This window comes from Paenibacillus sp. sgz302191 (genome assembly GCF_057749925.1).
Genome location: NZ_JBYLHY010000051.1, coordinates 26,362 through 37,617 on the forward strand (window position 1 = coordinate 26,362; position 11,256 = coordinate 37,617).

The following is an 11,256-nucleotide window of genomic DNA, read 5'->3' on the forward strand; positions in this document are numbered from 1 at the left end:
ATTCAAAACATGATCGAATAGAAGGAGTGAAAGGTTATACAGCAAAGCTAATCCCAACACGCAGTACACAATAATAAATGTTCTCCGTTTTCGTTTCCGCTTTGTTAAATAGCTCCATTCAAAAATAGCCAACAACGTAAAAACTACAATAAGAATAAGCATGTGATCACCCGAGGTATCCTTTAGCTGTTATTCACCTAATTTTTTGCTCATTGCCGGTGCTTTTTATCCGAGGCTTGACTTGAATGTCCAAGCTTACTTTTTCTTGATAGATGTGATGCCAATCGGGTTTTAATTCTTTCCATTTTTTCGGATAATGCCATTCTAGATAAGCGCCCATTTGGAACGCATCAGTCCCCTTTTGTTTCGATTTTTGGAAAGCGCTTTTCATTCGGTTTTCAATTTCAGATGCCAAGATTTTCTCCAATTGAAGGATCATCCTCCGATCCGAGATATCGATATTGGAATCGGACGATTGGATTTTACTTTCCGGTGTAACCTCCGCTTTAAAAACAAGCTGATCTTGTTTAATGACCGGCTTAATACTTGTTTTCGTTCGAAGAACGAATAAACTAATGAGCTTCTTATCTGTAGGAGACGGAAAGGTAATAATAGCCTCCTTCATTCGATCTAATATCCACAGAGCCCCGCGCATTTCTTGTTCGTTTAACATTCCTACCATTTTCCCCTCTTTAAATAGCGCGGCTCCATCCGTCCCAATATGTACACCTCTCTCACTTGATTTTTTTCTTTCGACTATTCCCGTGATCATATCTCCACTGTAATCGTCAGCCCGCAGGAAATCCCTTACGTTTGAATCAATTGTAACCCGTTGATGGGCAAAGTCCCGAAAAATTTCGGACGGAAAGCGTTCGAAGTTAGAAGGGAATTCCGAAATATCTTTTGCCTTGCCGGATGCCACCAGCAAATAGGTTTTAATGGGCATGGAGTTGCGCTCAATAAACTCTACAAGGGGCTGTATTCCTTCTTCGGCAAACTCTTTACCGACCACGATGACTTTTACATGTCCCCAAAAGACTTTCCGGGATAGACTGGATTGAATATTTCGGTATGCATCTGCGATGTTTTGACCTTTAGCACTTAGTGCGGTATAAGGCTCCCCTCCTCCTTTTCCTGCACCACCACCACCACCACCACCTCCTCCTCCTCCTCCTGATTGTCCGCTGATCCGATTAGGCAGAGGGAAACCAACGGTCAATTCGATTTCATTGTCCTCCGTCTTATCTACAAATATTCCGATGACCAAAGCGCGATCATTGATTTCGATCCGTGACCAACAACCTGTCAGTACTGCGAGGAGAAGAAAAGTTAGGCTCGCTCCAAACCATAGATGACGAATAGATAACAAACTCAATCACCATCTTCCTCCCCTGGAATATGCCATGCTTCGCGAGAAGATAAACGTTTGGAGTCCCTTCTACCGTACAGTTCGGGGCGATTATTCATGAACCACCATGGCGCTCTTACGACTACATCTTTCAGGTTGCCAAAAACAAAGGGGGCTAATGGTGAAAAGTAATGGGTACCGAAAGACCTCAGGGAAACAAGATGCAACAATACCAGGAAGATCGCAACCGTCAGACCAAACAGACCAAAGCTACCCGCTAAGAACATGATTGGAAATCGCAATAACCGCAGCGTAAGGCCAAAATTATAATTAGGTACAACAAAAGACGCAACCCCCGTCAAAGAAACAATAATCACCATGGGGGCAGAAACGAGCCCTGCTCGAACAGCCGCTTCTCCGATGACCAACGCTCCGAGGACGGCTACAGCCTGACCAAGGGAAGTCGGGATTCGAATGCTTGCTTCACGCAAAGCTTCAAAAATAATCTCCATGAGGAAAGCTTCAATGATCGCCGGAAAAGGAACCGGTTCCCGGGCAGCGGCCAAACTGATCAATAAGTTGGTCGGAATCATTTCAGGATGATAGGTGGTAAGCGCTACATATAATGATGGAAAGAACATGGAAATGAGTAAAAAGATATAGCGAACCCACCGAGTCCATGATGCTGAAAAAAAACGTTGGTTATAGTCTTCTGCGGATTGGAGAAACATCCAGAATGTAACGGGCGCGATCATTGCTATTGGAGTCCCGTTGGTCAAGATCGTTACCCTTCCTTCCAGCAGAGCTGCTGCTGCAACATCCGGTCGCTCCGTATTTTGTACTTGCGGGAAAGGGGAGTATGGATTATCTTCAATGAATTCTTCTATATAGCTGTTTCCCAGCACACCATCAATCACGATTCGCGAAATTCTTTTTTTAGCTTCGTCAACTAATTCTGGCTTACAAGTCCCTTCCATATATGCAATGACGACATCCGTCTTCGTGTGTGTTCCTAATTGAAGATTTTCCATCTTTAGCGCCGGACTTTTAATTCGTCTGCGAATCAAGGTAATATTCGTTTTTAGGTCCTCGATAAAGGCTTCTTGAGGTCCAAGAATCACAATTTCGTTCTTTGACTCGCTGATAGCTCGTTTTTCGTACGAAGTGAAGGGAAATACGACCATTCGGTCTTCCGCATCTAATAACATCAGAATTTGACCCTCAAGAATTTTATTGACAGCTTCGGTCAGGTCGGTAATTAAGATGCAGGACGAAACGGACAGTTTCTTTGTATCTAATACTTTATGGATCAAATCGGCTTTTGACTCGGCAAACGCGGGATCCATCATCGGATCCAATACATGTTCTTGAAATAAACCCCGATCGATCATCCCGTCTATGTAAATAACCGCACACTTTTCAAATTGACAAACGGTAAAAGGGTAAAAAACAACATCGAAGCACCGATCCAATTGTTTATGAAACCATTCCATTCGTTCGTCAAGTTGGTTCCCCGTCACAACAGGCTCGATTTTAACTTGAGTAAGAAGTTTTTTCTCCTGCTTTTTTCCGAAACGTTGAAATAGGAACATAAGGGTACCTCGATAAGTGGAGTGATTATGATTTAGTCTTATCATTTACCCCCTTATTTAAACATACAAAGCTGATCGGAGATTAACATACAAAGCCGCAAATTAAGATAGTTGCCGGTTTTTTCTTAAAGCACATACCGTATGGCAGAAAACAAAAGCAAAACCGCGATCCCGAAACAAAACCGCATCAGCCATTTATCCTGTCGGTCGAAAACATTCATGACGCTTCTCCCTTCACATACTGGGCATTAAACAGAAATAATCTCAGCAGCAGCACAAGCGCCGGTATCAACAGGACGAGTCCCGCCAAGAACGATACGACCAAGGCCCGTCCCATGACCGGATTCGTCGCACTGCCGGCAAGCGTCAAATACGGGTAAAGCAAATAGGGAAGATGCGAGATCCAAAAAAAGAGTCAGGGATCTTCTTCCCCCAACTCTTTCTTAATAAAATCATTCTAACTTTCACGAAGTAGAAATTTTTGAAGTTGTATCTGTTTTCTCTCGATTGCTTCAAGTGGCATTCTTGCTTTCTTTGTAAACATAAAATGATTTTGTTCTCCATGTATTACATTGCACTTATCACAATAAGGAAGTGGACTCTCGTGCAGAGCATTTAATTCAAAACGCTGATGCCCTTTAGGACAATGATATATGTAAACAGTGACCTTTCGAGTTTTGTCTGCAGCTGCATGTTCACTCGTTTTTATTTCATTCCTTTTATTAAAGTCTGCACATGCCGTAGCAACTGTCACGTTATATACTTTATGTTGTTTTTGAATTCTGGAACTAATTGGGGTAATACCAGCGAAGCTGTCATCAGGGGCAAAGTAATTTGCTTAGACTTCATCTTTTTTCATCTTCCATCATAATCTGTTATTTAAATTGGAAACTTATTAATGACCTCGTTATATTCAAATTGTGCATCGGTGATCGCGAGTTTAGAGTACACTTCTAATGATTTACGGCTTTCGTGACCGGAATAAGGCTGAATCAACGCATCATCGATCCCCTGCTTTTTCAACCACGTTAACAGAAAATGACGGAGTTTGTGAGGTGATAGGTTTTGTGCTAACCCTGCTTCTTCCGAGTATTTGGCCAAGATTTTGCGAATACCTCGATCCGTGTACTTTTTCTTCCATGAGGATTCAAACAAGTATGCCGCCTGTTTTTTTTTCATCGAATCTGCATGCATGGCCAGCAGCTCTTTAAATGTCTGTGGAAATGGGACAATCCGATCCTTATTACCTTTTCCTTTATTAATCCGGATCTGGCAATAATGAAAATCGATGTCCGATAGCTTGATATTGATTAACTCGCTAACGCGAACGCCGGTATACATTAAAGTCTTTACGATCATCATGTCCTGAAAATTCTTTGACTTCCAGACAACTTCATAATATTTTTTCAAATCATCTTCGGTCGGCACATACGGCAGTTTTTTGGATGCCTTGGGTACTTCAACTTCAAGTTCCGCTCTCAGGTGTTGGAATAGACTTTTTAAGTAAGCATAATCCGGTCTTTCAGTTCGAAGATATTTAGCTAGTTCCCGCGCCTTCTTTTTTGCCGATATTCTCTTTTCGGTCATGCCAACAATTCACCTTCCAATAGCAAACGTTCATTCATGTTCAAATTAAAGGAGCCGTATGGATTCACATGTGTATATATTAAAGGTGTTATCGCTCGAAAATCTTCCGGAGCCATTAAGTTAAACCACTTTTTATCGGACAAAACGTTTTGAAGCATCAGAGTATTGATATAGACTAAACAATTTTGTAATAAATGAAGGGATAGTACCGCCATTTCTTGATCCTCTAATCGATTGGTAGCGATCTCACCACCCTTACCACAAAAAATGAAGCTATTTGCGGAATTCCAGTTTTCTACTACATTTAAACCTTCGTGAATTTCTCTTCTTATTTCTTCTGAATTTAAGTACTCGCATAAAAATATGGTCTTTATGGCTTTCCCTAACTCCTGCAGCGCTAAATAAGTAGGATGCTTTACTTGATTATTACGACTAAATCTTTTCATTATCGCTTCTGTTTCTGCCGTTCCTAAGCGTAATGCTGTAGCATATTTCACCATTTGATCATATTGCTGTCGGATGAGTTCCCAGTTAATCGGGCGAGTAAGTACCGGCTGTAAGTTGGAATAAGCATCAGTCATTCCCGGTTCTGGTCGATATAACTTCTGTGAACCAATTGATTTCAGTCTCGGCATTAACTGAAATCCAAGTAGATGACAAAAAGCAAAAGCTACTTCACTTTGCCCATGGGTATCCACATAATTTTTTTCTAACTTCATATCTGTGCAATGCCGTAGTAACCCCTCCATCATAGCTGAAACCTCAGATGATGAACACGATTTAAGCTGCGAGTAAATGCACGTCGAGTTCTTCTCCACATGCCAGTAAATCATGACGCCGCGGCCACGGTACCGGATATGCCACTCTGTCATCAGATTCTGATCCCAAGCCCCAAACTTTTTGGAATCGGAAGCACATGAAGTCGTACCTTCGCCCCAGATATCCTGCATTTTCGAACGGAAAATCGCATTAACAATTTCCGACGTTGCATTACGCAAATTGTCTTTGTTAATGAATTTACGGCGCACATAGAGCAAATCTTTGTACGTCTCCCCATGATCGCCAGAAGAAATGCGTTTCAGTCCCATATTGGTTCCCAGCCCGTACAGGCATAAGATTAACCTCTTTTGAAGTGTAAACCGATCGATTGTTTCTCTCACACCTGCTGTTTTAAATTGGCCAGAAAATTGGATACGTAAATCAGCTTCCTTTAAGATGTCCAATAAATTCGTCATAGGCCAGCGGCGAATGAGTTCACTTTTTATTTTAGATAAGTTCAAGGGTTCAGGCTGCGGCTCAAGAGGAGACAGACCGATCCACCCATTTTTCTTTGTTGTAATTTTTACCTTTTCATTTTTAGGCATCCCTGAATTCAATTTTTCTAAGCCTTGAGTCAACTCTTGCTTGATATTGTTAATAAACGATTCAGCATCCAACGGCTGATTCAAGGCTTTATAGTTTTCTTCGCGTCTCTCTTCAAAATCTTGAGGTAAATCTTCCTCTGGATTCCGATAGCGATAAGATCCTTCCACCCAAATTTCTTTGCAGCGTAGCTTATCCCTTAGTGCTTGTAAGGCACTGATTTCATAGTTGATACGGTTGATTCGCTCTTGCCCTTTGTCGTCCTTTTCAACAATTATCTCTTTGTACCCAGCACGAATGACACCATCTATCGGAATGTCATCCGTTAACGAGAAATAATGCTGTCCTGTATCAGCGTACATTTTAATGAGTTCGAGCGCTCGGATCACGGGACGGTGAACCTCATTGTTGGAGCGGAAGTTTAGCATGTTAAGAAGCTCTGGAACCATTCGCCGGTAGTGGGTGCTGTACGAGTTTCTAATGACGGTATGAATTTTTTCGCGGTATGCCGGACCGGTGTGCTTAAATTCCTTCACTAAGTCCTTTAGCGTTTGTTCGCTAACTATAGGATATAGCACATCTTTAATGACTCCATCCGGATTGTTGATAGCTGTCTGAGCCAGGTTAAATAATATCCCATACTTGTTACCAACACGCCTTAAGTCATTTAGAATTTCTTTATCTACTCTATTCTCAGCACGTACCCAAATTTGATGAATGATCTGTATAAGCAACTCGACCAAACTATCGGTAATTTCTTCGCTTCTCAGCCAAAAAAATGCGGATAGAAGTGTATAGCGAATAGGATCAGGATGCCGTCTTAGTTCACGCAGATCTTCGGTAGCGGTTCGTTGTCTGTATTTTTTGATTACCTTTAGAGGTATGTCTCGAAATAAATGATCCGGTAATTCGATATTCCGAATTGTACGTAGTTTATTAAACTCACGAAATATGGTTTTAACGCTGGCACGACCCGAATCCGATTTCAAGTCGTTAAATGTTATTTGCCCATTGGATGGAGCATCCAAAGAAAATTCTGAGTCATCCTCTTTAATGTCATCTAAGCTATCAATCAGACCATCCAATTGTCTTAACGTGACTGGAGATAACTTTTGAAAAATAGATTCGAAAAAAAGTTCCTCATAAGAACGTATTGCAGAACGAATAAGCCTTTCTATTCGATCTACCGTGGGAGGTTCAATTTGCTGTTCTCTAAATCGGCTATACACGTAGGCTTCAATATGCTTAGCGTCGTGATCGTGATAAAGTACGTGTTCACAAAGCCACTCGGCCATATCATCAGCATCTTTAACGGTTGCTTCTCGGAAACCGAAGAATTCCCGAATCTGAGCACGATGATACTTAATCATTCGGCCATTCCAGTCATACTGCGAATAAAGCTCAGGAAGTACATCGATTTGTTTGGCGATATAAGAAATAACAGCTTTAGGAACCTCGTATTTTTGTTGAGGAAATCTGGCTTCATATTGAAAAAATTTAAGCAGTACAGAAAACCCAATACGAGTTTCTCCAGTTTTATTACCAACTAATTTCTTTTCATTCGGTAGTAACGTAAAATGCTCAATGAGTTCTTCTAACTCCCAGCTGCGCTTCACGGATATCACCCCAAAATTAAAGTTCCTAAAAACACCAGTATCGGAATTTATCTTTTAAATTCAGTATATCTGAGCATAGTTTAATAGACAACAAACGAATGAAATACAACTAAGTTCTGTTTACGAAAACTTATTCGGAACTTCATATGATTAGGAATTAGGGTTCGAGTAGCAATGGAACAGAAGTTCGTAACAAGGTATTTACATATTTATCCACTTACTTTTGATTTCCTTGTCTGATTTTTATAGAATTACACTACCCATGCGGTAGAGCGAATAGTCATAATTTCCGATGCACGGATTCTGTCCAAGTAAACCTTGATGAACTCAAAAATCATCGCTTGACGCGATCAAAATACGTGTATATACTTATATTGAACGAGGAAGCGAATCGACAATCAGATTTTTTTTATTTTAGCAAAAAAAACGTGTATATACACGCAAATAGGAGGACATGATACATCCAGGACGGTAAACTGGATGAATACAGGATCTATTCCTGAAAACTAATGAATGAGAGAGAAAAATAGGAGGAAATATTGCTTTATGTAAGGAGATGCTTTGTGAAAAGGTAAGAATATCGGATGGTAACGGTGAGGCGGATATTGAAACCTCAATAATAGAAAGAGAACATAACGATTTAGTTTGCACCTATTGCGTGTATATACACATAGTAAATATAATCCTTTTGTTGGCGATGGAAGCGATTCTGGCCTGGCTAGGTTAGGCCACGATACCGTCTCAATCAATGAGTATAGGTTTAGTGATAATGACGAAGGGGAACTATACATGTCTATTCCGAACACGACAGTGACCCTTCAGCGCCGATGGCCTTGGATTTAAGACGTTGCCAAGCGGATTCATTAGGATTCACGATTGTTCCTTGAAAACCGGATAGCGAAACGATTACGAAACATATTTAGCCATTTTGATTGCGTGAAAATGGCGGATTATCGAATAAAAGAGCACGGAGGATTCCTAAGCGAAGACCGACGTATGTCGGTGCTAGGAAGTTGAGGGGAACGGTTGGTAGCGTGACACCATCCCGCACAACGAAGCTAGGGTAGACGGTGGCAGTAACCATAGCTGTTCAACGACAGTAAATTCCTTGTCAGGCTTCGTATCGACTGCACGATAAGCTCAACTAGGGCTAACTAACTATGCTAAATATAAAGGAGAAAAGATATTTATGCCTCTTACACTCACTCTATCAGAAGGTGTTTTGCCTCAAGGAACCGAGAAGCAAGCGTTCGCACGTCTCAGTGATGCAATGCTGAAATGGCATGGTCTCAGTGGTGACAAGGTCATGACGCCGAACATTGTAGGTTCCATTCACTTGATTTCGAAAGGACATACGTTCTCTGGATCGAAAGAAGGGCCTGTCGCTTTTATTGAATGGAAAACGCCGTCGATCGCATTCAATACCAGGGAAATTCAACAAGGGTATTTCGAGGAAGCGACAAATATTATTCACGAAATGTCAGGTGGTAAGTTGCCTAAAGAGCGTATCTGGATCAATGTTGTTCACGCGGTCGATGGGGCCTGGGGGATTGGCGGTCAGGCGTTGACCAACGATCAGTTGGGCGCAGCGATTTCGTAAGGCTAAGGAGAAGGCGCCGCGAGCGATTTCTGACAAGGATAAAGTTCTTGGAAGTGTCGTTAAGTAAGAATCGGGTGCCGCTACAATTAACAATCGATTGAGGTTGTCCAAGTTTCGGAACGTTTCGCATCCGGTTTTGAGGGCGCAATCTTGGCCGCATTGGATCACATACTATCGCAACAGGTGTAGTTCGATTAGGTGTCACTAGTCGATTTGTTGCAGAAAGTAGTCTTTCTAAGAATAAAAGTTACAAAGGTGGGGGGGATTGTCGAGTATGCGAAAAGAACTTTTGGCAGAGTTTATCGGCACGTTTATGTTGGTGTTTGCCGGGACGGGCGCGGTTGTGATCAACAGCTTGACTGGTAGTCTTACACACATCGGTGTGGCTTTAACATTTGGCCTTGTTGTGATGGTTATTATTTATGCATTCGGTCATATTTCCGGTGCTCACTTTAATCCTGCAGTTACCGTAGCTTTCTGGATACGCAGCGACATCGATGCAAAAACGGCAGTTAGGTATGTCGGTTCACAAGTAGCCGGTGCGGTCCTGGCAAGCTCTGTTCTGCTTGGACTGTTCGGGAACGTAGCTCATCTTGGAACGACGCTTCCAAGAGGATCATGGGAGCAATCCTTTATGTTGGAATTGATTCTTACTTTTGCTCTCATGTTGGTCATTCTTGGGTCTGCGGTTCATGGAAAAGCAGTGAAGGAGTTTGCCGGAGTTGCTATCGGTGGAGTTGTCGGCTTAGAGGCTATGTTTGCTGGACCAATCTGCGGCGCTTCGATGAATCCCGCGCGATCACTGGCGCCGGCCCTTGTCTCAGGAACGTTCGAGTATTTGTGGGTTTACATCGTCGCTACCGTCATTGGCGCGTTGCTAGCAGCTTATATTTATCGATTCTTACACGAATAGCTGTTAATCCTCCCGTGGATCCATGAATCGGATTCGGAATGGGACTGTATGAAGGAGACGGCTGAAGCGACGCACCATTCTGCCGTGAAACTAGGGACAATCTAGGCTACGAACTGAGCGGTTATGTCCATAGGTAAACTTGAAATTTGAAAGAGCTAAGAACCCCTTACATGAACTTCATAAGCATTAATAAAATTGGTGAACAGGTGCAACTAGAAAGTTTTGATCAATATTGAGAAATACAAGAACAACGACAGGAATCCAAGAACCGCTATTGACGACGAACTAATATGTGTATATGCTTATAATTACGAATGAAAAAGGTTCGACGAAAGGGTTATCAGCGATGGCCGGTTTGGCAGATTGCGCTTGCTGGAATGTGCGAGAGGCTTCCCGTTCCATTACGGGCTTGTATGATGAATATTTAAGACCGGCTGGTATTCGGGCTACACAGTATACGTTGCTTATGACGATTGACACGGCTGATTCACCTTCCACGATTACGGAACTATCCGATTTTCTTATGCTGAATAGGACCACGCTGTCGCGGGATCTCCAACCGCTGGAAAGGCGGGGTTTAGTCTCGATTACGGAAGGAAAGGATCGCAGAAGCCGACTTGTTGCGATTACATCCCAAGGCAAGGAACTCCTTACCCTCGCAATTCCATTATATGAGCAGGCGCAGGCTAGAGTTCTAAATGATCTGGGTGAAGACCGATATGCATCTATGCTCGAACATTTGTCGGAGATCGTGAAGTTGACCCGGCGAAAATGATTCACGGTACAGCGGTCCATAACAACCCACAAGCGACTAATTGTCTATCGGCGGCGGGGCATCACGGAGCGTTTGACATACCAAAGCGAGTTTGTAATCGCTTCTACAGCAGCATGATTGGGCGACTGCTGTTAAGCTCATCCCGCAAAGAGTAATCCACCCTTCATTGCGAGGGTGGATTACTCTTTTTGATTTGATCATGAGGATTGCGAAAGAAAGACACCTTGTTCACTCATGATTGATTTGGTACATTAGGCAAAAATATATACTGGGGGTGGAAATTTTTTTCTAAATTTCCTGATAGAAGATGGATTACATTGCCCATAGTGACAGCTTCGCTGGTACTACCCGTGCGCGTTGTTCCTAGACAACCTGCTCAGAAATGAACAACAAAACTAGGGGGTTTCTAAAGAGACCTAACTTCATATCTGAATGGATGGGGGAAATCCCCATCACGTTAGAA

Annotated in this window: 7 protein-coding genes and 1 pseudogene; 3 read left to right on the plus strand and 5 right to left on the minus strand. The window is 42.4% G+C overall.

What is annotated here, in order from left to right:
- Window positions 1–193: 193 nt before the first annotated feature.
- The 5 genes and pseudogenes from AC3G2T_RS36970 to AC3G2T_RS36990 form a co-directional block, all read right to left on the minus strand.
- Window positions 194–1,375, minus strand: coding sequence for a Ger(x)C family spore germination protein (locus AC3G2T_RS36970; protein ID WP_488438576.1), 1,182 nt, complete (start codon window positions 1,373–1,375; stop codon window positions 194–196).
- On the minus strand, window positions 1,372–2,940 hold the full coding sequence (locus tag AC3G2T_RS36975) for a spore germination protein (RefSeq protein WP_474687126.1): 1,569 nt from the start codon (window positions 2,938–2,940) through the stop codon (window positions 1,372–1,374). The genes AC3G2T_RS36970 and AC3G2T_RS36975 overlap by 4 nt, the downstream gene beginning before the upstream one ends.
- A 217-nt stretch (window positions 2,941–3,157) precedes the next feature.
- Window positions 3,158–3,340, minus strand: a pseudogene (locus tag AC3G2T_RS36980) (cytochrome d ubiquinol oxidase subunit II); the annotation flags it as partial.
- A gap of 479 nt (window positions 3,341–3,819) precedes the next feature.
- Window positions 3,820–4,527: a tyrosine-type recombinase/integrase gene (locus tag AC3G2T_RS36985; RefSeq protein ID WP_474687128.1), complete on the minus strand. Its 708-nt coding sequence runs from the start codon at window positions 4,525–4,527 to the stop codon at window positions 3,820–3,822.
- The gene (locus AC3G2T_RS36990) at window positions 4,524–7,505 is read right to left on the minus strand and encodes a Tn3 family transposase (protein WP_474687130.1); all 2,982 of its coding nucleotides are present in this window, start codon (window positions 7,503–7,505) and stop codon (window positions 4,524–4,526) included. Before AC3G2T_RS36990 ends, AC3G2T_RS36985 begins: the two co-directional genes overlap by 4 nt.
- 1,189 nt (window positions 7,506–8,694) lie before the next feature.
- On the opposite strand from AC3G2T_RS36990, the gene AC3G2T_RS36995 reads away from it, so the two are divergent.
- The 3 genes from AC3G2T_RS36995 to AC3G2T_RS37005 all read left to right on the plus strand — a co-directional run bounded on the left by AC3G2T_RS36995 (window position 8,695) and on the right by AC3G2T_RS37005 (window position 10,793).
- Window positions 8,695–9,105, plus strand: coding sequence for a hypothetical protein (locus tag AC3G2T_RS36995; RefSeq protein ID WP_474687132.1), 411 nt, complete (start codon window positions 8,695–8,697; stop codon window positions 9,103–9,105).
- Window positions 9,106–9,379: 274 nt separating this feature from the next.
- Window positions 9,380–10,018 (plus strand): MIP/aquaporin family protein, encoded by a 639-nt coding sequence (locus tag AC3G2T_RS37000; RefSeq protein ID WP_474687134.1) that lies wholly within the window; start codon window positions 9,380–9,382, stop codon window positions 10,016–10,018.
- 346 nt (window positions 10,019–10,364) lie between these two features.
- On the plus strand, window positions 10,365–10,793 hold the full coding sequence (locus AC3G2T_RS37005; RefSeq protein ID WP_474687135.1) for a MarR family winged helix-turn-helix transcriptional regulator: 429 nt from the start codon (window positions 10,365–10,367) through the stop codon (window positions 10,791–10,793).
- Window positions 10,794–11,256 lie beyond the last annotated feature (463 nt).

Excerpts from the sequence above, each read along its gene's own strand:
- AC3G2T_RS36975 (WP_474687126.1), bottom strand. The coding sequence starts at position 2,940 with ATGTTCCTATTTCAACGTTTCGGAAAAAAGCAGGAGAAAAAACTTCTT.
- AC3G2T_RS36985 (WP_474687128.1), bottom strand. The coding sequence starts at position 4,527 with ATGACCGAAAAGAGAATATCGGCAAAAAAGAAGGCGCGGGAACTAGCT.
- AC3G2T_RS36995 (WP_474687132.1), top strand. The coding sequence starts at position 8,695 with ATGCCTCTTACACTCACTCTATCAGAAGGTGTTTTGCCTCAAGGAACC.
- AC3G2T_RS37000 (WP_474687134.1), top strand. The coding sequence starts at position 9,380 with ATGCGAAAAGAACTTTTGGCAGAGTTTATCGGCACGTTTATGTTGGTG.
- AC3G2T_RS37005 (WP_474687135.1), top strand. The coding sequence starts at position 10,365 with ATGGCCGGTTTGGCAGATTGCGCTTGCTGGAATGTGCGAGAGGCTTCC.